This window comes from Vibrio sp. RM-41-2B, assembly GCF_024744415.1.
Taxonomy (GTDB): domain Bacteria; phylum Pseudomonadota; class Gammaproteobacteria; order Enterobacterales; family Vibrionaceae; genus Vibrio; species Vibrio diabolicus.
Window position 1 is genome coordinate 153,912 of sequence record NZ_JAMQWD010000047.1, and the last position, 23,282, is coordinate 177,193.

General features: G+C 44.9%; 24 protein-coding genes. 12 read left to right on the plus strand and 12 right to left on the minus strand.

From position 1 onward, the window contains the following. The 5 genes from NB463_RS19520 (at position 1) to NB463_RS19540 (ending at position 7,822) form a co-directional block, all read left to right on the plus strand. The gene (locus NB463_RS19520) at positions 1–2,232 is read left to right on the plus strand and encodes an ATP-binding response regulator (RefSeq protein WP_258432076.1); all 2,232 of its coding nucleotides are present in this window, start codon (positions 1–3) and stop codon (positions 2,230–2,232) included. Continuing rightward, positions 2,207–3,631, plus strand: coding sequence for a TolC family protein (locus NB463_RS19525; RefSeq protein WP_258432077.1), 1,425 nt, complete (start codon positions 2,207–2,209; stop codon positions 3,629–3,631). Before NB463_RS19520 ends, NB463_RS19525 begins: the two co-directional genes overlap by 26 nt. Next, positions 3,621–5,207, plus strand: a complete 1,587-nt coding sequence (locus tag NB463_RS19530; protein WP_258432078.1) for an ATP-binding cassette domain-containing protein — start codon at positions 3,621–3,623, stop codon at positions 5,205–5,207. The genes NB463_RS19525 and NB463_RS19530 overlap by 11 nt, the downstream gene beginning before the upstream one ends. Further along, entirely contained in the window at positions 5,204–7,342 is a 2,139-nt protein-coding gene (locus NB463_RS19535; RefSeq protein ID WP_053809549.1) for an ATP-binding cassette domain-containing protein, read from the plus strand. Before NB463_RS19530 ends, NB463_RS19535 begins: the two co-directional genes overlap by 4 nt. A gap of 105 nt (positions 7,343–7,447) precedes the next feature. Next, positions 7,448–7,822, plus strand: a complete 375-nt coding sequence (locus NB463_RS19540) for a hypothetical protein (protein WP_053809550.1) — start codon at positions 7,448–7,450, stop codon at positions 7,820–7,822. Between the two features lie 26 nt (positions 7,823–7,848). On the opposite strand, the gene NB463_RS19545 is transcribed toward NB463_RS19540, so the two are convergent. The 3 genes from NB463_RS19545 to NB463_RS19555 form a co-directional block, all read right to left on the minus strand. Further along, entirely contained in the window at positions 7,849–8,739 is an 891-nt protein-coding gene (locus NB463_RS19545; protein ID WP_053809551.1) for a sigma-70 family RNA polymerase sigma factor, read from the minus strand. 333 nt (positions 8,740–9,072) lie between these two features. Then, complete coding sequence (locus NB463_RS19550) at positions 9,073–10,515, minus strand: transporter substrate-binding domain-containing diguanylate cyclase (RefSeq protein ID WP_258432080.1); 1,443 nt, start codon at positions 10,513–10,515, stop codon at positions 9,073–9,075. A gap of 142 nt (positions 10,516–10,657) precedes the next feature. After that, complete coding sequence (locus NB463_RS19555) at positions 10,658–10,999, minus strand: alternative ribosome-rescue factor A (protein WP_085344318.1); 342 nt, start codon at positions 10,997–10,999, stop codon at positions 10,658–10,660. Between the two features lie 365 nt (positions 11,000–11,364). On the opposite strand from NB463_RS19555, the gene NB463_RS19560 reads away from it, so the two are divergent. The 4 genes from NB463_RS19560 to NB463_RS19575 all read left to right on the plus strand — a co-directional run bounded on the left by NB463_RS19560 (position 11,365) and on the right by NB463_RS19575 (position 13,211). Next, entirely contained in the window at positions 11,365–11,574 is a 210-nt protein-coding gene (locus NB463_RS19560; protein WP_005375625.1) for a cold-shock protein, read from the plus strand. A 91-nt stretch (positions 11,575–11,665) separates the two neighbouring features. Then, a complete protein-coding gene (locus tag NB463_RS19565) occupies positions 11,666–12,211 on the plus strand; it encodes a YaeQ family protein (RefSeq protein ID WP_005391156.1) in 546 nt (181 codons plus the stop codon). Beyond that, a complete protein-coding gene (locus NB463_RS19570; protein WP_114322891.1) occupies positions 12,198–12,740 on the plus strand; it encodes a hypothetical protein in 543 nt (180 codons plus the stop codon). The genes NB463_RS19565 and NB463_RS19570 overlap by 14 nt, the downstream gene beginning before the upstream one ends. A 111-nt stretch (positions 12,741–12,851) precedes the next feature. Continuing rightward, on the plus strand, positions 12,852–13,211 hold the full coding sequence (locus tag NB463_RS19575) for a glutaredoxin family protein (protein WP_258432082.1): 360 nt from the start codon (positions 12,852–12,854) through the stop codon (positions 13,209–13,211). Between the two features lie 192 nt (positions 13,212–13,403). Here the strand turns inward: NB463_RS19575 and NB463_RS19580 are convergent, their stop codons facing one another. Next, positions 13,404–14,030 carry an OmpA family protein gene (locus NB463_RS19580; RefSeq protein WP_258432084.1) on the minus strand — a complete coding sequence of 209 codons (627 nt, stop codon included), beginning with the start codon at positions 14,028–14,030 and terminating at the stop codon, positions 13,404–13,406. Positions 14,031–14,308: 278 nt separating this feature from the next. Between NB463_RS19580 and NB463_RS19585 the strand changes: the two genes are divergently transcribed. Next, positions 14,309–14,941 carry a thiol:disulfide interchange protein DsbA/DsbL gene (locus NB463_RS19585; RefSeq protein WP_258432085.1) on the plus strand — a complete coding sequence of 211 codons (633 nt, stop codon included), beginning with the start codon at positions 14,309–14,311 and terminating at the stop codon, positions 14,939–14,941. A gap of 13 nt (positions 14,942–14,954) precedes the next feature. Next, entirely contained in the window at positions 14,955–15,428 is a 474-nt protein-coding gene (locus NB463_RS19590; protein WP_005391162.1) for an FKBP-type peptidyl-prolyl cis-trans isomerase, read from the plus strand. 81 nt (positions 15,429–15,509) lie between these two features. Here NB463_RS19590 and cyoE read toward each other — a convergent pair whose 3' ends face one another. Genes cyoE through NB463_RS19610 form a run of 4 tightly spaced genes read right to left on the minus strand, consistent with a single transcriptional unit; the run spans position 15,510 to position 18,757 of the window. Further along, positions 15,510–16,409, minus strand: a complete 900-nt coding sequence (cyoE, locus tag NB463_RS19595) for a heme o synthase (protein ID WP_258432086.1) — start codon at positions 16,407–16,409, stop codon at positions 15,510–15,512. Then, positions 16,402–17,421, minus strand: coding sequence for a COX15/CtaA family protein (locus NB463_RS19600; RefSeq protein WP_237284339.1), 1,020 nt, complete (start codon positions 17,419–17,421; stop codon positions 16,402–16,404). Before NB463_RS19600 ends, cyoE begins: the two co-directional genes overlap by 8 nt. 12 nt (positions 17,422–17,433) lie before the next feature. Beyond that, positions 17,434–17,970, minus strand: coding sequence for a cytochrome oxidase biogenesis cluster protein (locus NB463_RS19605; protein WP_258432087.1), 537 nt, complete (start codon positions 17,968–17,970; stop codon positions 17,434–17,436). After that, on the minus strand, positions 17,960–18,757 hold the full coding sequence (locus tag NB463_RS19610; protein WP_405054836.1) for an SURF1 family protein: 798 nt from the start codon (positions 18,755–18,757) through the stop codon (positions 17,960–17,962). The genes NB463_RS19605 and NB463_RS19610 overlap by 11 nt, the downstream gene beginning before the upstream one ends. Between NB463_RS19610 and NB463_RS19615 the strand changes: the two genes are divergently transcribed. Beyond that, a complete protein-coding gene (locus NB463_RS19615) occupies positions 18,750–18,986 on the plus strand; it encodes a DUF2909 family protein (RefSeq protein WP_193621618.1) in 237 nt (78 codons plus the stop codon). The two genes, NB463_RS19610 and NB463_RS19615, sit on opposite strands and share 8 nt — an antisense overlap. A 5-nt stretch (positions 18,987–18,991) precedes the next feature. Here NB463_RS19615 and NB463_RS19620 read toward each other — a convergent pair whose 3' ends face one another. From NB463_RS19620 to coxB, 4 genes are read right to left on the minus strand one after another with little or no spacing between them, the layout of a single operon-like run. Next, entirely contained in the window at positions 18,992–19,876 is an 885-nt protein-coding gene (locus tag NB463_RS19620) for a cytochrome c oxidase subunit 3 (protein WP_114322885.1), read from the minus strand. A gap of 51 nt (positions 19,877–19,927) precedes the next feature. Next, positions 19,928–20,467 carry a cytochrome c oxidase assembly protein gene (locus NB463_RS19625; RefSeq protein ID WP_258432089.1) on the minus strand — a complete coding sequence of 180 codons (540 nt, stop codon included), beginning with the start codon at positions 20,465–20,467 and terminating at the stop codon, positions 19,928–19,930. 20 nt (positions 20,468–20,487) lie between these two features. Further along, positions 20,488–22,119, minus strand: coding sequence for a cytochrome c oxidase subunit I (gene ctaD, locus NB463_RS19630; RefSeq protein WP_048625255.1), 1,632 nt, complete (start codon positions 22,117–22,119; stop codon positions 20,488–20,490). Beyond that, on the minus strand, positions 22,116–23,279 hold the full coding sequence (coxB, locus tag NB463_RS19635; RefSeq protein WP_258432090.1) for a cytochrome c oxidase subunit II: 1,164 nt from the start codon (positions 23,277–23,279) through the stop codon (positions 22,116–22,118). Before coxB ends, ctaD begins: the two co-directional genes overlap by 4 nt. Between the last annotated feature and the right edge of the window lie 3 nt (positions 23,280–23,282).

The window sequence follows — 23,282 nt, forward strand, 5'->3', positions numbered from 1 at the left end:
GTGAGTAGCAAACCTTCTTACAATATTTCCGTTCCTGTTATGCGCCTAAGCATTGCTTTCAGCTTGATGCTGGCTGCCCTCGCCTTTTATTTATATGTATCTTGGGAAAGAGTGGATTCAGTCGAGAAAGTGCAAAACGCGCCTCTGTTGGTTCAAGCTCAACAACTCAACCAAACTATCGAGTTTGATATTCAAACGCTTCAACGCTGTTTAACCGCACGTTATTGTAGTACAACAGAGCTTGATTTTGAGGTTCTGAAAGACGAAGTTGACCAGTTTAAGTCGCTCGCGTCACTCAACAAAACCGAGTTTAGCTTGGTGGGCGCGACCGAATACACGCAGCTTGAACTGGCAATCAATCGCTTCTCGGACAGCTCAAAAACACGCGACGATGTGTTGGCACTGTACCTCTCGCTCACCAATAACTACCTACAAATGGACGACAACTACCGGACCATATTTAACAACCATGCGAGCGACCTAATGATGGAGAAAAACGAGTTCTTCATTTGGTTGTTTGTGGTCGTTGTCGCACTGGTTGGTATCGCAGTGCTATCGAATTTGGTGGCAATCCTTAAACTGAAAAAATCCAGCTCGAATGAGCGCGACATTGACCAAGAATTCGATGGGCTTTATCAAGAGCTCAAACAACTGGATTTACAAAGGTTGGAAGAATTGCTGAATGAAGTGAGCATCAATCCGAAGCAGCGTCAGATCTACTCTCACCTAAAACTGATTTTCAGCAAACTCGAAGAGCAAAAACGCAATAACGATCTGTACAAACAGCTCTATGCTCTGATTGGTTACGAGATTCGTGGCATCACCAACACCATTAACGGCGGCGTGCAATATCTTGTTCAAGAGACCGATGAGAGCGGCGTGTTGATGGCGCAAGATATAACCTCGGCTGCCAATACCCTGTCTGAATTGGCAGAGAACTACAACCGACTCATTTCACAAGGAACTGAGAGCAAATCGAAAGAGTTTTCACTGCTTAATGTGCTGTCTGAATTGATGATTCACATCAGTTCCAAAGTGCAGCGAAATGAAGGTGAGCTAGACTGCTTTATCTCGGATAACCTACCAAACCGTGTTGAAGGGCAATCCACCAGCTTATTCTGGGTGTTGTTCCTACAGCTATCGAATGCCATCCAACTCAAAGCCGATAAGAAACTGTTTGTCACCATTGAGTCAGGCGCAGCGTCAGACATTGAAAACACCCGCTTGACCATCAATCTAAACTTCTTAACCACACTGGATGTGCCGTTTGCCAAGCTCAATACACTACACTGGAGCGACCATAAACAGCACACCGCAACCAAAGACGATTTGGCGAAAAGCGTACTGAAAGATTATGGCTATTACGAGAGCCATTGGTATCAATCGGGCAATCAGGAACGTTTTCAAATTCAGCTCGATTTAAAAGCCAAGAGCTTCCACACCGAGAAAACTCGCTTCGACAATAAACGTTTGTTGCTGTGTGCCAACTCTCAGCTGCGCATTGATGTGATGAACAAAATGTTAGTCAACTTGGGCTTAGAGATCACGCCAATTCGTACGCCGAACGAGCTCTTCTCTGCTGCAAAAACCTTTGGCGAATACGATGCCATCATGTTGACCGACACGTTCGAGCCAAACAAGCTGCCCTCACTGAGCAAAACGGTGAAGTCGCAACTGCGCAATCACCCGAACACCAAGTTGTTGCTTTCAGTTACTAGCACTCTGCAAGCACAAGAGAGCCATACCTTTGTCGACAAGATTCTGAACTCTCCTGCGATTCCGTATGAGTTCATCCCTAACCTATTGGCAATCATGGAAGCGGAAGCCTCAGAAGATCAGATGGAGAACAGCTCATTCCTGATTGTGGAAGATGACCGTGTTCAACAGATTCTACTCAAACGTATTTTGAGCAAGCAAGAGTACGAAGCTGATACCGTTGGCGATGGCGCAGACGCTGTTCAGCACTTCATGAACCAGCGCTCGGACATCATCTTTATGGACTGCATCATGCCGGGCATGGGCGGGATTGAAGCAACCAAACGCATTCGACAATACGAACAAGAGAGCGGACAACACCCTTGCACCATTATAGGTGCGACAGCATTGACCAGCAGTAATGAACACCAAGCTTGTATCGAAGCTGGAATGGATTACGTGATCAGCAAACCTTATAAAAACGACGAAATCATCAAGGTGATCAACAAGTATGTGGCGGTACAGAAACTTAACTAGCTGCGTATTGGCAGCGCTTACATTGAGCAATGCTCCTTCGGCAATGGCGACCACCTTGCTTGAGGCGGTCAAGCTCGGCTTGGAAAACAATTTATCTCTGCGCGCTAGTGATAAAGGCGTGGAAGAAAACGAATACAACATCGACATTAGCCGTTCTAAGTTTCTGCCCTCTTTAAACGGTGCCGCTGATACCACATGGAATGAAAACGAGACCATATTAACGGGAACACCGAATACGCGTTCAAGCTACAACTCGAACAGCTACAGCGTGTCTTTATCCCAATCGGTGTTTAACCTTGGCGACCTCTTCAAATATGGCACCGCGAAGCTTGATTTCAACATTGAAGAAATCAAACATGAGAACAAAATCCAGAGCACCATTTCTGAAATCGCGACGCAATATTTCGAGTACCTCAAAAACAACGCGCAAATCAAAGCCACAAAAGTCGAGCTTAAATCGTCTGAAACACGTGAGCGCCAAATGCGTCGCAACGTGGAACTTGGCAACACTGCGGCGAGCGAGTTGTATGAGGTAATTGCCCAGAAAGAAGGCATTGCCAATCGCTTAAGAACCTTAGAGAAAGACCGACGCGTAATTTTGAACGGTTTAGAGATTCAAGTTCAATACCCAGTCAACCCATCACAGGACATCTACGAAAGCGTGCCCTTGGCGGAAATCAGCGAATCCGAACAACGCGCGATTCTTGAACAAGCTTTGAAGCTCAATAACGACTTATTGGTTGCGAAGAAAACCGTCGAGCGCAGCCGAAGAGGCTTGAAAGAAAGCGGTTCAAACTTTGTGCCGACCGTATCGCTCTCTGCCAGTTACCGTTACGACGATGCGAACAACTATGACCGAACCGACCCAACCGCAACAGGGGACAGTAACTCCACCAGTGTCGGCTTGAACTTGAATGTGCCGATTTTCTCCGGCGGTTCGGATTACTACGGTTATCAAAAATCGTCGACAGCCATCGAGCGAACCGAGCTACTGTACCAAGATTCGTTGTTCACGACGCGCAATAGCGTTAACACCTCGGTGCTCAACATTAATGACTTCTCCCGCGCTATTAGCAGTTACGAGAACATCATCCGAGCCAACTACGCTTCCTACAAAGGCATTCAACGCGCCTACCAACTTGGTACGCGAACCATTACCGACTTACTGGCAGCGGAAAGTAAACTGTTTAGCGCGCTACGTGATTACGAGAGCGCGCGCTATGACTACATCATTGAATCGATCAATCTTGAGCAAATCAAAGGCATGCTGTCGGTGCAATCCATCGAAAACATTATGCAGTTGATGAGCGATATCGAAGGCAGAAGCAATCAGGACTTAGTTCCGAAACACCTTCTCTCCAAACCATCGATTAAGAAAGGAGGTCGTAATGCAAACTGAGCATTTTTCCCAGAAGATTAACTTTGCTGACAAGTGTTACCTGACTTTCTCCACGGTGATCTCAACGCTGTTTGGTTTGGTGCTGCCCTTTTCGATTCTGATTATCTTTGACCGTGTTTTACCTAACCAAGCCAAAGACACGCTATTTCTTCTGTTTGCCATTATCTTGATCACCATCTTCCTCGACTATCACTTAAAGAATCAGGAAGAGAAGATTTCGTCGGTGATCATGAAGCAGTTCGAAACCAACTTAACCAACAAGGTGTTTCAATCCATCTGTTTGGCTGAGATATCGAAGTTTCGTCGCCTAGAACCCGGTGAATACCTAGAGCGTATTGCCACCATTCCAGAGATTAAATCCTTCTTTGGCGGAGAATCTGTACGGGCATTGATCAACCTTGCCGTCAGCATACTGACCATTCTGATTATCGGTCTGATCAACATCTGGGCAGGGGTGACCATCTTGCTCGCCTCCATCATTTTGGCGGTGTTCGCACTCAGCCTTTCCAAGCAAAAAATCAACAGCCTAGAAAACAAATCCGACATCGAAGGCTTAACTACTTCGAAAATCATCGAGATCATCTCTAGCCCACTCGATATCAAAGCGCGCAATATGGAATATCGCGTTGAGAGCTTGATGACACAAATGGTGGAAGAGCGTGAAGTCGAAAACATCAAATACGAGCAGATCGAATCGAACTTCAGCCTTATCCTTTCGCTCATACAACAGCTCTCCATTGCTTGTGTGGTGGTGGTTTTGGCAACGGCAGTTATCAACATGCAATCGAGCCAAGGCATCATGGCAGCCATCATCATGCTTACCAACCGCTACTTCGCGCCATACCAGCAAGTGATGCGCACAGTGAGCCGCTGGGAGTTGAACAAGCTTCATATTCAACGTATCGCCGAGCTGCTTGAGCTTGCTGCATCTGTAGAACAACAAAATGACACGACAGAAGTCGAGCGCATCTCGGTGAAGTATTCGGAAAAGCAACGCATCGAGTTTGAACACGGTCAGGCTTACTTGCTGACGGGGAAAAGCGGCGCAGGCAAAACCCATCTCGCCAATTGCATTACGCGGCAAAACACCGACAGCAAGCTCGATATTCAAATCAACGAGACACCGCTCGATGATGTCAACTACAACGTCTGGCGAAATAGCGTGCTCATGGTCGACAAAACCAGCTCGTTCGTCGAAGGCACCATCATCGACAACTTGACTTGTTTCCGCCCGAGCTTAAACAACACCGCATTTGCGCTTTGCGAAACCATGAACATCAAAGCACAAATCGATTCCCTTCCCGCTGGTTTTTACACCGAGCTAAAAGGACATTTACGCAACCCATTCTCTCGCCAAGTCGCTTATGCCTTGTTGTTGGTGCGAGCCTTACTTGCGAACAAAAGTGTGTTGATCTTCGACGACATCGACTGTGTTTATGATGACGACTTTGCTCGATTGGTTTTGACCAGTACCGCCTATCGCGCCAACGACAAAATCCTCATCATCGTCAGTAATAAGATGGACAAACTCAACCATCGCCTCAAACGCGTCAAACTTACCGGAGGTGACCAATGAGTATTTTGGTTGATTTCAATAATGTCCCTCAGCGCTTGTTAGACTTTGAGGCTCGCAGTTATGACGAGCGATACAATCAGTCACCTTTGATTCGTGGTTTAGCTTACACCCTCATAGCGCTTGAATGGGAAGGCACACCTTCTATCCTCAGCGACGCTTTTATCCCTAAACCAAAAGACAGCGACAGTTTTATTGCCACGATTGAACGCCTTGGTTACCGTTGCGACGTCACCAAACTAAAAACACTGGAGCACATCGAGGGGCACCCTCATCCTTGTTTTATTGAGATAGAAAACCTCACTGCGATTTTCTTGGGCACTAAAGACGGCAAACTGATCCTGTTTGATTACACCAATAACAACACCATTGAATACCCGCTCTGCAAGAAGCCATGTTTGTTGGTCTCGATCAGCGAATACTCCCGCTTGTTCCGAGAGCCACCACCAGAATCTCAAGACCGCAGTAACTGGATTAAATACGCGTTTTATCGCTACAACAATGAACTCAAGAGCCTGATTATCCTCAGCTTCGTGGTCAGTATTCTCGGCGCACTCCAGCCCTTTTTTATTATGAGTGTGTACAACTTCGCCTTGACGTCTAGCTCGCAAGCCACACTTTATTGGCTCACTTTATTTGCTGTGATTGTTGGGTTTTCGGAATACTTTTTCAAGAAAATGCGGGTCAACATCATCGCCACATCAGGGAAGGATTTGGCGGTGCATATTTCTCAAAACGTAATATCCAAACTGTTGTGGCTTCCTTATTCGATGACATCCACCGCAGGTGTCTCTTCTCAGTTAGCGCGTTTGAAAGACATCGACACTTTCCGCCGCTTGGTAACCGCAGAGTCAACATTAAGCTACTTCGACATGCCGTTTGTTATCGTATTCATTATTGCCATTGCTCTTATGTCTGGTACCGCGGCGCTAGTCGTTATGGCTGGGTTGATTCTAATGTTGGTGTTCTGTGTTTATTCTCGTTACATCTACTCGCAAGCCACGTCCAAGAGCTCTCGCGCCAACGCCATGGTTTCTTACCAATGGAATGAGATTCTTCGTGGTATAAAAACCATCCAAGGCTTGCCATTGTTGCGTGTTATCCAGTCCCGCTTTAGCGCATCGCATTTACAAAGCACCAACGATGCAGAACATGTTTCAGTGACTAATAGCAGGGTTCAGGCAGCAGGCGGGAGTTTGATTCAGGTTATTGGTACCGCAAGTATCGTCGCGGCCGTTATCGGCGTGATGGACGGCACCTCCGATGCAGGTGCAATGCTTGCTACCGTAATTTTAGTCTGGAAGGCGTTGGGGCCTATTATGGGCATCTACAACTCTATTTCTAAGTTCCAATCCATTAAGGCGTCTTCTGCGCAAATCAACAACCTTATGGCGATGAATGACGATAAGCTAACGTTAGAGAAAAGCCCCCCTATTCGCCTCTTTCAAGGTAGTATCGTCGGCTCTGGTGTGAGCCATCGTTATAGTGGTGCAGCGACAGGTTTAACTAATCTTGGTTTTAAAATTCCACCGGGCGCAAAAGTCGTGATTTGTGGACCAACAGGTTGCGGTAAAACGACGCTCATTTCTATTATCGCTGGGCTAGAGGAACGCTATCAAGGCTCAGTGTCGGTGGACGGTTATAACATCAAACAGTTCAACAGCTATCGCTACCGAACCTCGATTAACTACATCCCGTTTAACCTGCATATTTTTGAAGGCTCCTTGGAGACTAACTTCATCTTGCATAATGGGTTAATCCCAACAGAAAAAATGCGTGAAATGGTGAGTTTCTTTGAGCTCGATACATGGTTGCCACAAGGCCTGGACACTCAATTGAGCGTTGATATCTGTAAAAGTTTACCAAATGGTATTCAACAAAGACTGCGGCTCGCATTAGGGCTAGGCAACTGCGAACAATCTTTGATTATCATTGACGAGCCATTTAATGGTGCAGAGCAAGAAAACTCCCACTACTTCAAGCGGTTATTCAGCGACAAACTACTCAATAAGACCGTTATTTTCTCAACGAATGATCCGGGCATGATCTCTACATCCAATATGAGCTTAGTCTTGGAGCCAGATGGCAACTTGAAGTATTTCGGGTTAACCGATAAGTACTTAAAAAGTCTAAGTTAAGTTCGGAATGTGGTGTGGTTCATCATTCATAATTGAGCACGGTCATTGACAAAAATGTAAACGATGAGACTATTTACTCTGTAAGCGCGTACACTAAGGAATCCGATGTATACATTTGTTGCAGACAAATTGGATGTGGTTTATTTATCAACAATACCAGAAAACTACCATTTACAAGACTTCGACGTGCCTGAAGAAGAACTCGAAATTCGTGAAATTGTAGAGGTATGGTATGAGTGTGCGTTTCTTCCTGACTTTAACCTTCAACACATCGACATCGAAAACAAAACCGCATTGGTCGAGACACAAGCGCGAGTCGTAAACAACTACACTAGTACGCTCGCTTTTTTACTCAAAAGTCGTGCTTATCGCGCAGCGCTTAACCGATTATTGAGTGTATGGAGATTGGAAGCAGCAGCTAAAGCACAGCTTGAGCTGCTGTTACTTACGGAAGAACAGAGTAGCAAGCCAGTAAATTAATCGGCTAGGATAAGAGGCTAAAAATCTTAAACCCAACCATCGAATCGGAGACGTTTCTGCACGCGTTCAACCGCCTCTATCTGCATCTGACGAACACGCTCGTTAGACACGTTTAATAACAGGCCTATTTCCGACAAGGTTTTCACTCTCTGGTCAAATAATCCGAATCGATGGATCAAGACTTTCTGCAACTTAGCTGGCAAGGTTTTAATAATATTTTCAATAGCTTGAGTAAAGCACTGGTTTTCACAGTCTTGTTGTGGATCTGGCGTATACTCACTTTCACACAGTTCAAGAACAAATGGAACACGATGTAGATCCGCAGTGGTCGATACATCAATAAAACCACTAAGAGCAACAAGTTCATCTATGCGCTCTGCTTTCACCCCTGAGCAGCGTGAGAGTTCAGAAATAGACAACTCCTTGCTCTCACTTTTTGACGCATCGAGCTTTTTTAAAGCCAGGCTATTTATCTCTTTGCACACATGAGCAGGTAAACGTACCGTGCGGCCATTGTTCATTAATGCCGCTTCTATATTCTCGCGAATCCACCATACCGCATAAGTAGAAAAACGGTAGCCTGGCTCAGGATCGAACTTATCGACCGCTTTTATCAAACCAATATTACCTTCTTCTATTAAATCGAGCAGAGTAAAGTTATTGCCTGGCCGTTTGAGGTAGCCTTTTGCGATTTTCACAACAAGTCGAAGATTAGACTCAATCAACATTTCGCGCGCTTCTTCATCACCAGCTCGATTAAGTTTGGCGTAATGCAACTCCTCTTCACGAGACAACAAATCAATCCCCACAATATCTTTGAGATAGTGAGCATAAGGGTCTTTCCCAACTGACAACGATTCTTTCATTGACAGTTCATCCGTGACAGCTCGGAACCTAGCAAAGCATTCGTTGTTCATTCCCCGTCCTTCTCAAGCCAACTTATTTCTTATCTTCTTTAATTATTTTTGTACAACACCGTATGCATCATGCTTTATATGCATTACTTTACACTGAGTGTAGACAGGGGTTCTGATCTTTACCAAGAAATCACTTATCACTTTAAAACAATTACTGCTTCTATGATAAAAACGTGAGCAGGTGGGGGGTTATATATATGAAAGTGCAAGTATTTGTACGCAAATTGGCCTCAAAGAAAACAACGCAACGTGATCGTTAACGCTTACCACGTTACTCTGACTAAAACTTTGAGGCTTGAGGATGATTTGAAGTATAAGTTGAATTAGCGAGACCTAATTCACTTGACGAAGCTCAGGTTGAACCTGGCTGTCTGTTATGACTTGAAACACCGCGCGATTTTTACCTTCAGACTTACCTTGATACATCAGTTGATCAGCGTCTTGTAAATTCACGATGTGAGTAAATTCAGGGTAGTATGCGCAGCCTAAGCTAATGCTCAAATGAATCGCTTGCCCACCAAGGATAATAGGTTGTTCGTACACGGCTTTGCAGAGCATTTGAGCAAAGTTGCGCGCTTCTCGCTCAGAGAGCGATGCCGTCACGAGTGCGAACTCTTCTCCGCCAATTCTCGCCAATGTCATACGTTCATCAGTCATTGATTTTGCTGTTTCAGCCACGGCCACTATCGCTCTATCTCCGACAAGATGACCGTATTGGTCATTAATTGATTTAAAATCATCAATATCAAATACCATTACCGTCAAGCTTCGCTGCAAGTGATTCAAGATCGCCAATTGTTCAATCAAGTGTCTACGGTTGTAGAGTTTTGTTAGGGAATCCGTTAACGTCATCTCCAGCAATTGCTGGTTAGCAATCGTCAATTGTCTTGTGCGCAGCGCAACCATGCGTTTGAGTGCGAAGATATGATACAGCGTCGCGACCGCCATAACGAAAATCGCAATAGGTAGGAGATAAAGAGGATAGACCGTTTTCACCACACTCCACCGATTGAGGATCCTTTCTCGATCTGTATCGATAACTTTTTCAAACGCTCGAGAGACATCTAAAATGGAAGCAGAACTATGCAACCCTGCTGCAATCCGAAGGTCTTTACTATATAAATTTATTACAGGAACAAACATGCCTGCTCCCGGCATAGTTGCCATATAAAAGTTAGCCACTTGAAGGTCCGCGACAAAATACAGCACCTTCTTATCGACAGCGGCCCGTATCATCGTGTCGTTATTAATGTACTCTGCAATAGGCGCATTAGGATAATTCGTCTTAATAAACTCAGACTCGTAACTTCCTTTAACGACACCAATTGGCAACGTCATTTCACCAGCTAAAACACTTTTGACATCAATCGAAAGCACGTCTTGATTGACATATAATTTAGTTTGAATGGGCATGATAACTGCGCCAAAATCCAAGTAATCGGCTCTTTCCGATGAGTAAACCAATCCCGCGTGAAAGTCAGCACGCCCCTCTTTTACGGCCTGTAAAGAAGCCTCCCAATCAAGAAGCAGAAACTGAACATCAATTTGGTTGTCCGCCGCATACGCTTTCCAGAAGTCGATCAAAATGCCTTTGGGTTCACCGTCTGGGCTAAGGTAAGAGAATGGCTTCCAAGCTTTGGAGTTAGCAACAATTAAAGAATGAGACTCTGACTTGTGCGCATACGTCATCGGGCAAATAGACAGCCATAGTAGTAACAAAGAAGCACACGCTTTTGTACACTTGCAACCATAAGTACCATAACTCGTCGATGACATACCTACTTCTCACCAGTCTTTTTAAACCATAATCTCGGCTGTTTTGTCTGATCTAAAGATATAGCAGAGCGGTGTCGGACAGGAAGCGGCTCCTATTGATATGAATCTAACTTAGTAGGTTTTAGTACTTATTTGGTACTTTTCAGCGTCTAGTTTTAAGAAGAAAGCTAGCCAGTATAAGGTGAGATAAGAGTGATTTAACTAACACTAAACCATTGAATTTGAATAGTTTGATAAAAACCAGCTTCAATAAAAAAGCCCTATTCAAAATCCACATCGGGGAGAACTTTGAATAGGGCTCTTTGCCTCTATGCTTCATTTTCCGACTGAAGCTGCCTTTACCTTTTTTCGCTTTTACGACTCGTGTTCTGAACAATTGACTGGTGACAACCGCTTTTAACGCATTGTCCTTGATTTCACCTCTGCCGAAATCGGTCTCGTGTTGTAACTCATTTGGCTGAGGACTGGTTTTAGGTTTTGCCATAAATCCTCCTTAATGGTCGAACCAGATTGGACAATAATTATATAAATAAGTCAAATTTATAGATTTAGTTGAATTTTATGCTGAAAAACTTCACATCACCGTCATTTATTTGAAATTTAATCAAAAACATGCTGGTTAAATAGTGACTAAATACAAATATTTGTCCATAAAGCACTAATATATGTTGACTCTTCGTGGAATTAACCTAGACTCAAACACGGCTAGAAAGAAAGTTCTTTGTTTTCACATTTCGTTGGATTACTTGTAACCCGTCGTCCTGTGGTACGCAATAGCAATTTATTTTTCCACGCTATAAGCGCCGTTGAGGCGAAAGATTACATTATTTAGATATTTAGGAAATAGACATGTCTAACACAGCTACTGGCACAGTTAAGTGGTTCAACGAAACTAAAGGCTTCGGTTTCATTCAACAAGAAAACGGTCCTGACGTATTTGCTCACTTCTCTGCAATCACTGGTGACGGCTTCCGTACTCTAGTTGAAGGCCAGAAAGTAGAATTTGTTATCTCTCAAGGTCAAAAAGGCCCTCAAGCAGAGCAAATCAAAGTACTTTAATTCTTAAAGAATTTGATACGATAGCCAGCTTCTAAAGCTGGCTATTTTTTTGTCTATAACTTATTTTTGCCAACAAAAACGATATAAATCCATGGCTCTTAAACCGACTATTTATAAATTTCGTATCGCCATTTCCGATATGAATAACGACTATTACGATTCTAAAAATCTAACTATCGCCCTTCACCCTTCAGAAAAACCTCAACGAATGCTGGCTCGTGTTTTAGCTTACTGCTTAAACGCTCAAAGTAATTTAGAGTTTACGAAAGGGCTTTCTACAATTGAAGAGCCTGATTTATGGCATGTTGGCGATGATCAAAGCATTACTCACTGGATTGAAATTGGCGAACCAGAACCAGAAAGAATCAAGAAAGCCTCTCGCCTAGCAAAGCATGTGAAAGTTTACACTTATAACACTAAAGCGACGGTATGGTGGGATAAAATGTCAGGAAAGTTCTCAATGCTTCCCGTCAATGTAGAAAGCTTTGACTACGACGCTATCGACTTGATTTGTCAGCACCTTGACCGAGGCACTAGCCTTTCTGTTATGATTACCGGCAGCTCTATTTTTGTTGATATCAACGATCAACACGTCGAAGTAACGGTGAAGGAACTAAAAAGCCATGACGTCTCTTAGTGAACTGAGTCAAGAGATGGGATTCAAAGAAATTCCCTTCGTTAAAGAACATAAAGCGGCAAAGCGACGTTGGTTAAAAGAACAGTCACAACTGTTTACAAAAGTTTGTGAGAACAAACCCACCACAGCGCCTACTCTTCACCTGCTTGGTCTTTTGACTAAGTCGCATATTGAAGCCAGCGCTAACTATGAGCAACATGCGCATTCTGCCCAGCAAATGCAGCAAGTGCTGACTGACTCCTTGGGTGATGAGCACGCGGATAAGTTCACTAACCAGTCCGCAGAAGACCTTATCTTGATAACCCACCTTTGGCTTTATACTCAAGGCTATTTGAATATGGACTTTAGCTTGGCGCACGATCATGCCGAGCAAACTCAGAATACATTACAACACGAGCTTGTTGTAAAACGCATGGATGTTGATGCATTCAGAACCGAACTGATGCAAAGCTTTTATCTAGGTAGAGAAGCCAGTCCAGCTTCGACTAGCGGTTTTTGGGGCAGGTTAAAACGCTTGTTTTCCGCATAAAATACATGGTTTTATCCATTTCAAACAACTGATAGACTTCACGCTCAATGCAACAAGCATCATGATTGCATTTTTAAAGGACAATTACCCAATGAACATCAAGGGATCATTATGAAGTTTATCCGTTGGATTTTAGGCAAGGTTATCTTATTGCTGAACGCCGTGTTCTCACCTCGTGGTATTAAACGCAATGCAGAAGAACAACAACGTATTGATGAAAAAGCAAAGCAATACGCACTTTACCAATTTGAAGCTTGCCCTTTTTGCGTAAAAGTCCGCCGTGCAATGAAGCGTCAGTCAGTGAACATTGAGCTACGTGATGCAAAAAATAACCCGACTCATCGAACTGAACTAGAGCAAGGCGGTGGACGAATTAAAGTCCCTTGCCTGCGTATCGAAAAAGATGGCGAAACACAGTGGCTATACGAGTCATCTGACATCGTCGCTTACGTTGAAAAAGAATTTGCCTAAGTTCCCCCTATGAACATTGGCGGATGTAAAAGAGGCACCATACAGGTGCCTCTTTTCTATTCAGTCTAGCTGCTCGGCGCTATGCCTAGCCTTTGGGGTCACTCTTCTTGCTCATTCCCAGACGGAAACGCCAGTAAACACATAAGGGCTCAGTGAAAACAACACGACGTAGTTTATCGACCAGCCACCGCCTTACTCATCAACGATCAGCGTTAGCTCTACGCGTCGATTACAAGCTTTGCCACTGACTGTCGCATTACTGCACTGCGGCACATACTCGCCAAAACCTCTAGAAAACACGCGTTGACGTGGAATACTCGTCGCCAGTAGTTGCTTTTCCACTTCACGAGCTCGCTTTTCTGACAACGTGTCATTAAAGTTGGCAGCTCCTGTGCTATCGGCATGGCCATCGATCACGACATCCACATCCGTTCTTCCTGCTAGATAGTGACCAATGTTTCGAATCCAGTCTTGAGATTGCGCTGATAACTGAGCAGAGCCAGTTTGAAAATGCACTTGCTCTTTCAAACGTATCATTAAGTGACCGCCACTGAGTGTCTCATGAGGAATATTGTGCCTGTTCAGAAACATTTCCAGAGAGGTCACATTTTGCGACTTTTTTACTGATGCCCTCTCAGTCTGATACGTGCGAGGTGAAGAAGCCACACTGGAAGCACTCGGATAGCCCCACTCAGGATGTCTCAGCTCGGTGTTTGTTTTAGGAGCTGTATCTAAAATGTTCCCGCCAGGAACCATGTCTTGATCAAGGCTACTGCACCCAGTCAGAATGCCGCAAACAATTAAAAACCACTGCTTCATACCACTACCAACTTAGAAAAACTCTTGTCCATTGTGTCGACAAAACACGCCGAATCTTTAGCGCTTTTATCCACCGATTGGTTTGTATATGCAGCGTTCATGCCACTGGAATCAATATCAAGTATCTCTCAAATAAAAAGCGATGCCAAAATACCTCCCTGCAGCCTACACATCAGGAAAAGTCTGTTACCAATCGTCTCACTTTATTGTTATTTAATGGTTTTAGTCACTATCGTTAACCGATAAACTAACGCAAATTTCTTACTTAGAGCATTATTATGTTAAAAACCATATCGAAAGGCTTTGCTGTGATTGCCGCCATGATGGCCTTGTCGGCATGCGATAGCGGCAACACTCAGCCTCAGCAAGGCAAACAATACGAAGTTTTGCCTGTATCTCTTCAAGAATATGATTTGGCGCCATTGACAGAAGCTTTTGCCCTAACTTGCGGCCACTGTCGCTCAATGGAAGAGTTTGTCCCTCAAATCGAATCGCTAACTGAGCAAAGCGTTGAAAAAATGCATGTAACTTTCAATGAGAGTGCACAAGTAAGCGCCATCATCTTCTACACTGCAGTCATGCAACTAGAGTCGACACCTGACAAAGCATTTATGGCGGATCTTTTTGCTGCCGTACAAATGGGTCCTGATGCGACTGCTGAGGAACGTCAAATCGCCGTAGAGAAAGCCTTTGAGTCTCGCAACCTTATCAGCCCTTACCATTTAGATGAAGCACAGCAAAAAACGCTGTTTGAGTACATCACTAAGGCAGAAGCGCTCACGACTCGCGGCCAAATTAACTCCGTTCCAGCCTTTATCGTTAATGGAAAATACCAAGTCATTACTGGTGGTCATGACAGCGTCGAAGCCATGGCAGAAACCATTAACTATTTGCTAAAACAACCTAAATAGACAAGGAGCTTATGTGTCTAAATTTTTGTTTCCTCTCATTATTTTCATTCTGGCGGGCTTTTTCATTTACCGTACTTGGACAAACCATAAAGTAGCGGATGAAAACTTTGCGAAAGGCCAAGCATTCTTGCTCGAGAATGCGAAGAAAGAAGGCGTCATTACAACAGAAAGTGGTCTTCAATATATTGTTCTTGAAAAAGGCGAAGGTGAGGTTCACCCAACCGCGACAAGCAAAGTCAAAGTGCACTACCACGGTACGTTGATTGATGGCACTGTGTTTGATAGCTCCGTTAATCGCGGTGAGCCAATTTCGTTTGGTCTTAACCAAGTCATTAAAGGCTGGCAAGAAGGCCTACAATACATGGTCGAAGGTGAAAAAATCCGCCTTTTCGTACCAAGCACGCTCGGTTATGGCAAAAGTGGCTCAGGCCCAATTCCACCAGCAAGTGTGTTGATCTTTGATGTTGAATTGTTAGAGATTCAATAACTCTAGAAACTTTGCATTAAAGCCCAACTATCAAAACCAAAAACGCCGCGAACCACGCGGCGTTTTCTGTTTAAAGAGAGGCTACAAGCCAATATAGTGATCCGAAAGCAATGCAATGAATAACGCAAAAAGGTGATAGATAGAAAATTTAAACGTCTCCATCGCGGTATTGGGCTCTGGCGCGTATTTTAGCTTCCATGCATGGTACATAAAGCCAGCGTTAAGTAGTAACGAGGCAAAAAGATAAACTACGCCGACCATTCCAACCAACACCGGCAGCACACAAACCAACGTCAACAATACTGTATACAACAGAATGGAAGTTTTGGTGTACTCGATACCATGTGTCACTGGCAACATTGGAATATCCACCTTACGATAGTCCTCTACGCGATGAATTGCGAGTGCCCAAAAGTGTGGTGGCGTCCAGATAAAAATGATCATCACAAGCAGCCAAGCATTCGCATGCAAGTGCCCTGTTACGGCAGTCCAACCGAGAAAAGGCGGCATCGCACCCGCAATACCTGCAATTACGATATTTTGCGGAGTAGCGCGTTTGAGGTACATGGTGTACACCATCGCATAGCCGAGTAAACTCATCAAAGTCAGCCATGCCGTCAGTGGGTTGACCAGCGCATATAAAAGAACAAACCCTATGACGCCTAACGCCGTCGCAAAGGTTATCACCGATAACGGCTTAGCTTCACCCGATGGCAACGGACGTTTGTGTGTGCGAGCCATTCTCGCATCAATGCGGCGGTCAATCAGGTGATTAAACGCTGCCGCGGAGCCTGCCATCAAACCAATGCCTGTTAGGCCAACCGCCGCCTGCAACCAAGGAAACTCAGTAACAGGCGCTAAACTCATCCCGACAACGGCCGTCACCAGCATTAATGCGACTACTTTAGGCTTCGTTAACTTCAAATAAACGGAACTTAGTCGCTTTCGCTCATTTAACGACAGTGCGATTTCTTTACTCATAGCGAACTCCTTTCGCGGTGTAACTCCAAGCTTTTTTGCCCTGCCACAAATAAAACTGACTCACACAAACAAGACTCAACATAATGGCGGCACCCAAGTTATGTGCCACGGCGACATAAATAGGAAGTTGGAATACAACGTTGCTCACGCCCAACATAATTTGACACGCTAAAGTGAGTAGTAACCATCCTCCAATGCGCTGTGAATGATGGGAATCTTGCCTCATGAGCATAATGCTATAAGCCAATACGACGGTGGCGGTGACCATCGCACCGAGGCGATGCGTAACATGTATGGTCATTCTTGCCGGATACTCCAATACACCAAACTCGTAATTCTCGAATCCGGTTTGCCAGAAAGAAAACGCCTCTTTCCATGAGAGATAACTCATCCAATCTCCCTCACAAATCGGCAGTGAGGTGCACATGAGCGCGGCATAGTTTGACGAAGTCCACCCTCCTAGCAGCACCTGCATAAAAACAACCAGAAAAACCAATAATGAGAAGCCTCGCAGCGAGCTGGAAGATGGAGAGAAATAGAGATTATTTTGCGCTTTTAACTGACAGTAAAAAATCGCCTGCAGAACCAGTAAAGTAAAGCCACCAAGCAGATGAAGCATTACGATAACTGGCATTAATTTGAGCGTCACGGTCCACATCCCCAAAAGTGCTTGCCCGACCACCAGTATACTGAGAAGCATCGGAATAGTAGGATTCACGCGCTCAGACCTCATTGATATCACTGTCATGGCAAAAATGACCAAACCCAACGTTCCTGCAAAATAGCGATGAATCATTTCAAGCCATGCTTTCTCATGCTCGACAGCCCGTTCAGGGAAATTAAGATTGGCACGTATTACGTCTTCTTCTTGATGAGGCACAGCAAGATGCCCATAGCAGCCGGGCCAATCAGGGCAACCTAACCCTGCATCAGAAAGGCGAGTATATGCGCCTAACATGATCACCACGAAAGTTAGGAGCAAACTGAATTTAACCAACTGAATTAACTTCATATACGCCCCTTTCTAACCAACTCGTGACAATTTTAAGAGCTTGCGTAAATCCGCCAACATACCTTTGTTGAACGAGACTAAATCTTCATTCGGTTGCGGCGAGTAAGACATCACCAATTGCCCCAGAGGATCAACGATTAATATTTGTCCGGATTTCACTTTGGCGGTAACCGATTGATTCATTTGCATTGTCGTCATCGATACATCTACGGTATCGGACAACTCTGTCTGCCAAAGCACCGGCACCACACGCTCTTGATATTTTCCTAAAGCGACATGGCTTTGCTGAAGCAGGTAAAGCTGCTGCCTGCATTGTTCTGTGCACTCATTAGGTAAAACATAAGCGAGTTGCCACCTGTGCTCCTTGAGTGGTGACTCTTGACCAAGTAGCTCTAACGTTGTGTATGGTTCAACTAACACACCTATATTGGTCACACCGCTTTGATACCACCCTTGGGTGAGAATGACCTTAGCGATGACGGCAGGAAGCGCAAACGTACACACCAACGCAATCAACATTAGCCGCCCTTTGGTTACTTTAGATGTCATGCTTCACCTCCATGTGACGCAACTTTCTTTGCCAACGAACAAAAACAATTAAGGTCAATAATAAGAAAACGCCCGCCATCGAAAACCACTGAATCGAATAACCGAAATGCTTGGCGCTGTTGAGCGGCAATGGGTTCCAAGGAAAGTCGTAAGGCCAATTTTTTAGATTGTCTGGCTGCAAGACTGCGGGCATAAGTTCAATATTAAGTAGCTGATTCAGTTGCGCGATATTCAGGTTCTGCACACGAATGGCATCGCCAACTTCTGGCATTAATTCAGAGCTCAGCGGGTTAGCAGATTTTCGGTACAGACGTCCCGTGATAAAGGTCGAGACTTCGAGTGTTGTGACGGTTGGTAATACTGAACGATCTGCTATTCCCTCCAAAAAACCAAGCTCTAATAATGCATAGGTTCCTGATTCATCACTCATAGAGACAATCTGAAATGCTAAATAGCCCACATTGCCCTGATGCGTTTGGTTATCCAGTAAAATCACGGGAAACGCCTGAGGAACAACATTAGCTTCCACTTTTTTCCCGAGGATGCTGCCTTCTCTCCAATCGTTTTCTTCAAGAACTTCGCCTAATGTTTGGTACGCACTATCCGCTCGCGCAAGAATGGCTTGTTCCAAAGCCTGTTTCTCTTGCCCTCTTTCAAGCTGCCAAAAACCCAGTTTGACCAAAAGAGAAAACACAACCACAGTTAAACCAACTGCAACCCAAAACCGTTTCGATAGCCATAATTGTCTTGATAACAACAACGATGAAACCGGAGGTGCTATGTCCACCGTATTTCTATTCAAACTGACGCTTGTCCTTTTGCTGCTTTTCATTATCTTCAACCTCGCAAAAGCGCTTATCGAAATGGTTCGTGAAGACCCAGATAATCCCGAAAAAAGAGACAAACCTATGAGTCATTACTTAGGCCGTCGAGTCATGTTCTCCGCTTTAGTAGTTATCCTTCTACTTATTGCGCTCAGTTCAGGCTGGCTGTCTCCGAATCCCCGTCCTTACTAATGCACCTACAGCACGTACACAAACACAAACAGACATAACCAAACCACATCCACAAAGTGCCAATACCAACTACCTGCTTGGAAGGCAAAATGGTTGTTAGACGAAAAATGATCTTTAGCGATTCGGAGCAATAATACGATTAAGAAAATCGTCCCAAGACAAACGTGCAAACCGTGAAAACCCGTCAACATAAAAAAGGTGTTTCCGTAGATACCAGATTGCAACGTGAGCCCCATTTCTTGATAAGCATGAGCATACTCGACCGCTTGGTAATATAGGAAAAAGCCCGCAAGCACGATGGTGATTTCCAACCAAACAATCAGTGCCGTTCTTTTGTCTTTTTCAAGGCTTATGTGCGCCATATGCAGTGTAATCGACGACAATAACAGCAAAATAGTATTAGTAAGGGGAATGCCCTGCCACGGCATAGCTTGCGTTGTTTCTCCACCCGGAGTCAGTGTGAGTGGCCACATCGCTTCGAAGGTTGGCCACAAGACCTCGTTGGTCATGAAGTTGTTATCTGCCCCACCTAACCAAGGCACAGAAATCATCCTGGCGTAAAATAACGCACCAAAAAAGGCACCAAAAAACATCACTTCAGAGAAGATGAACCAGCTCATCCCCTGGCGAAAAGAACGAGTAATTTGCGAGCTGTACTTTCCACTCAGTGACTCAGTAATCACATTACTAAACCAGCCCGCCAACATGTAAAGCAAGAACAGAAAGCCTACCGCTAGCACAATGCTACCAATGGTTCCCACAGCCCCTTCACTTTGTGTCCCCTGAACGGTCATTCCTGCACCAACGGCAACTAAAAATAGAGCAAACGCACCGATGATCGGCCAGCTACTTTGAGCGGGAACATAATATGTTCCTGGCTTGTTACTCATAATTTCTCTCCTTACTGACCAGCCTTGGTCTGTATCTCTCTCCTTGAGTGGCTAAGAACCTGTAGGAGGGGGAAGTTTATAGAGTGTGTATGACAGCGTTAACGTGTGTATCGACTCCGGTAAGTCCGGTTCGATATAAAAAATCAACGGCATTTGAGCATGTTGCTTGCCATCCAAAGGCTGTTGGTTAAAACAAAAGCACTCAATCTTATTGAAATAAACGGCACCATTCCCGGGAGAAACAGAGGGAACGGCTTGCCCTACCAACTTCTGCCCGCTTTCATTAAATGCAAGGTATTCGGTTTGCACGACTTCGCCGGGATGAACGTCCATCGAAATCACTTTGGGTTTAAACTCCCAAGGCATATCGGGGCTTACATGCGCCATAAACTCCACGCGAATGGTTCGGCTCATATCTGGCTGCATACCAGTTGGTTGAATGGCGGCCACTTCACTTGTTTTTCCATTGATACCCAGTGCGTCGCACATTACGTCATACAATGGGACAAGTGCGTAGCCAAACCCGAACATCAAAAGGGTCGCTAAAAGCAACTTCACTGTGAGCTTTTTGTTTGATGGATTCGGTTTCATCTCACTCACCCTATTCGTTTCTAATCGACTTTAGGCGGCGTAGTAAACGTATGATGGGGCGCCGGGCTTGGCACTGTCCATTCTAAGCCCTCCGCACGTTCCCACGGTTTTGCAGCGGCCTTTTCACCGCCACGAATACACTTAATCACCACCCATAAAAAGATCAATTGTGACAACCCAAACGCAAATCCACCAATGGAGACGATTTGATTGACATCAGCAAACTGAATAGCGTAATCCGGGATACGTCTTGGCATACCCGCTAAACCTAGAAAGTGCATCGGGAAAAACAAAACATTAACTGAAATAATCGAGCACCAGAAATGCCACAAACTCAGCTTGTGGTCGTACATATTTCCTGTCCACTTAGGTAGCCAATAGTACGCTGCCGCCATAATCGAGAATACAGCACCAGATACCAACACATAGTGGAAATGCGCAACCACGAAGTAAGTGTCATGATATTGGAAATCCGCCGGCACAATCGCCAGCATCAACCCTGAGAAACCGCCAATCGTAAAGAGCACAATAAAGGCAATGGCAAACAACATTGGCGTTTCAAATGTCAGAGCCCCACGCCACATGGTGGCGACCCAGTTAAAGACTTTCACCCCTGTTGGTACAGCAATCAGCATGGTGCAATACATAAAGAAAAGCTCTGCAAAAACTGGCATCCCCGTTGTAAACATGTGATGCGCCCACACAAGAAAAGAAAGCAACGCAATGCTGCACGTCGCGTAAACCATCGAATGATAACCAAACAGCTTCTTGCCACTGAAAGCAGGAAGGATGGCAGAAATGATGCCAAACGACGGTAAAATCATGATGTACACTTCTGGGTGACCAAAGAACCAAAAGATGTGTTGGAACATCACCGGGTCACCGCCACCAGCAGCATCAAAGAAGCTAGTCCCGAAATATTTGTCAGTAAGAACCATCGTCACCGCACCTGCTAATACCGGCATAACCGCGATCAACAAGAAAGCGGTGATTAACCAAGTCCAAACAAACATTGGTAACTTGAACCAAGTCATTCCCGGAGCTCGCATATTTACTATCGTCACGATAACGTTGATCGCGCCCATGATGGAGCTGATCCCCATGATGTGAACAGAGAATACAAACAGCGCGGTGCTATCTGGGCCATAAGTCGTGGACAGCGGAGCATAGAACGTCCAGCCAAAATCGGGGCCGCCGCCAGGTAAAAACAACGAGCTCAATAAAATAAGAAATGCAAAAGGTAGAATCCAAAAGCTCAAGTTGTTCATGCGAGGTAGCGCCATATCTGGAGCACCGATCATCATTGGAATCATCCAGTTAGCAAGGCCCGTAAATGCTGGCATCACAGCACCAAACACCATCACCAAACCGTGTACCGTAGTCATTTGATTAAAAAACTGTGGATCAACCAGCTGAAGTCCAGGCTGGAATAGTTCGGCACGAATGACCATCGCCATCGCACCACCAGTCAGAAACATCGCGAAACTAAACCAAAGGTACAGGGTGCCAATGTCTTTATGGTTTGTGGAATACAGCCAACGAGCAATACCTTGGGGAGCATGATGATCATGGCCATCATCAATCGCAATGGTACTGTTTGCACTGGCTTCCGCTGGAGCAGACTTCACTGCCTTATCTATTGGCTTACTCATATTTCCTCCTTAGCACTGCCTTGTGCCTTAAAGGCATTCACATCGGATGCTTGCACCGTATCGCCAGTGTCGTTGCCCCATGCGTTTCGCTGATATGTAATGACAGCGGCAATTTCTTTGTCACTTAACTGGTTCGAAAAAGACTGCATTGCAGTGCCCGGACGGCCATTCACAATCACATCAATGTGCTCTGAAATTGGGCCTGTTGCGATGGGGCTGCCCTTAATCGCGGGAAATGCACCCGGAATCCCCTCACCATTAGCCTGATGGCACACAGCACAACGCGCCGTGTATATAGATTCGCCCTGCGACATCAACTCACCCATGGATAAGTCTTGAGAGAGCGCCTCTTGTGCCGCCGCTTTTTGAAGTGCGATTTCTTCCTTCTTACTCGCTAGCCATTCATCAAACTTTTCTTCTTCCATCGCATGCACCACCACCGGCATGAACCCGTGTGCACGACCACATAGCTCCGCACATTGACCGCGATATACGCCTGGCTCATCAATTCTTGTCCATGCTTCATTAATAAAACCAGGGATGGTGTCTTTCTTGACAGCAAAATTCGGCACCCACCATGAGTGAATGACATCATCAGAAGTCATCAAAAAACGCACTTTGCGATTCACAGGCAACACCAAAGGGTTGTCTACTTCCAACAGATAATGCGCGCCTTTTGTCTCGATACCATCAATTTGCTTTTGGCTGGTAGCAAGCAAACTGAAGAACTCAACATCTTCACCAAAATAACTGTAATGCCATTTCCATTGCGAGCCTGTGATCTTGACCGTGATATCTGATTGGCTTGTGTCTTCCATTGCGACTAAAGTTTTCGTTGCGGGAATCGCCATGGCGACAAGAATGATGATAGGTATGACTGTCCAAATAATTTCCACTTTTGTACTTTCGTGGAAATGTGCGGCAACTGCTCCTTTTGACTTGCGATGACGAAAGATGGAATAGAACATGACACCAAATACAATCAAAGCAATTACGCAGCAGATATAGAAAATCAGCATATGTAATTCATACACTTGCCCACTTATCGCTGTGACCCCTTTGGTCATGTTGTAGTCACTTTCCTTTGACCAACTGAAAGAGGAGAATGTGATTAAAATCACATTCAGTGATAAGGCTAGAGTAGTCGTTAATCTTTTCAAAAG

What these genes read in the sequence shown, in the direction of transcription:
- NB463_RS19550 (WP_258432080.1), bottom strand. Translation starts at nt 10,515, where the DNA reads ATGTCATCGACGAGTTATGGTACTTATGGTTGCAAGTGTACAAAAGCG.
- NB463_RS19575 (WP_258432082.1), top strand. Translation starts at nt 12,852, where the DNA reads ATGAAGTTTATCCGTTGGATTTTAGGCAAGGTTATCTTATTGCTGAAC.
- NB463_RS19570 (WP_114322891.1), top strand. Translation starts at nt 12,198, where the DNA reads ATGACGTCTCTTAGTGAACTGAGTCAAGAGATGGGATTCAAAGAAATT.
- NB463_RS19620 (WP_114322885.1), bottom strand. Translation starts at nt 19,876, where the DNA reads ATGAGTAACAAGCCAGGAACATATTATGTTCCCGCTCAAAGTAGCTGG.
- NB463_RS19545 (WP_053809551.1), bottom strand. Translation starts at nt 8,739, where the DNA reads ATGAACAACGAATGCTTTGCTAGGTTCCGAGCTGTCACGGATGAACTG.
- NB463_RS19540 (WP_053809550.1), top strand. Translation starts at nt 7,448, where the DNA reads ATGTATACATTTGTTGCAGACAAATTGGATGTGGTTTATTTATCAACA.
- NB463_RS19605 (WP_258432087.1), bottom strand. Translation starts at nt 17,970, where the DNA reads ATGACATCTAAAGTAACCAAAGGGCGGCTAATGTTGATTGCGTTGGTG.
- NB463_RS19525 (WP_258432077.1), top strand. Translation starts at nt 2,207, where the DNA reads ATGTGGCGGTACAGAAACTTAACTAGCTGCGTATTGGCAGCGCTTACA.
- cyoE (WP_258432086.1), bottom strand. Translation starts at nt 16,409, where the DNA reads ATGAGTAAAGAAATCGCACTGTCGTTAAATGAGCGAAAGCGACTAAGT.
- NB463_RS19615 (WP_193621618.1), top strand. Translation starts at nt 18,750, where the DNA reads ATGTCCACCGTATTTCTATTCAAACTGACGCTTGTCCTTTTGCTGCTT.
- NB463_RS19565 (WP_005391156.1), top strand. Translation starts at nt 11,666, where the DNA reads ATGGCTCTTAAACCGACTATTTATAAATTTCGTATCGCCATTTCCGAT.
- NB463_RS19580 (WP_258432084.1), bottom strand. Translation starts at nt 14,030, where the DNA reads ATGAAGCAGTGGTTTTTAATTGTTTGCGGCATTCTGACTGGGTGCAGT.
- NB463_RS19560 (WP_005375625.1), top strand. Translation starts at nt 11,365, where the DNA reads ATGTCTAACACAGCTACTGGCACAGTTAAGTGGTTCAACGAAACTAAA.
- NB463_RS19535 (WP_053809549.1), top strand. Translation starts at nt 5,204, where the DNA reads ATGAGTATTTTGGTTGATTTCAATAATGTCCCTCAGCGCTTGTTAGAC.
- NB463_RS19625 (WP_258432089.1), bottom strand. Translation starts at nt 20,467, where the DNA reads ATGAAACCGAATCCATCAAACAAAAAGCTCACAGTGAAGTTGCTTTTA.
- NB463_RS19600 (WP_237284339.1), bottom strand. Translation starts at nt 17,421, where the DNA reads ATGAAGTTAATTCAGTTGGTTAAATTCAGTTTGCTCCTAACTTTCGTG.
- NB463_RS19530 (WP_258432078.1), top strand. Translation starts at nt 3,621, where the DNA reads ATGCAAACTGAGCATTTTTCCCAGAAGATTAACTTTGCTGACAAGTGT.
- ctaD (WP_048625255.1), bottom strand. Translation starts at nt 22,119, where the DNA reads ATGAGTAAGCCAATAGATAAGGCAGTGAAGTCTGCTCCAGCGGAAGCC.
- NB463_RS19585 (WP_258432085.1), top strand. Translation starts at nt 14,309, where the DNA reads ATGTTAAAAACCATATCGAAAGGCTTTGCTGTGATTGCCGCCATGATG.
- NB463_RS19555 (WP_085344318.1), bottom strand. Translation starts at nt 10,999, where the DNA reads ATGGCAAAACCTAAAACCAGTCCTCAGCCAAATGAGTTACAACACGAG.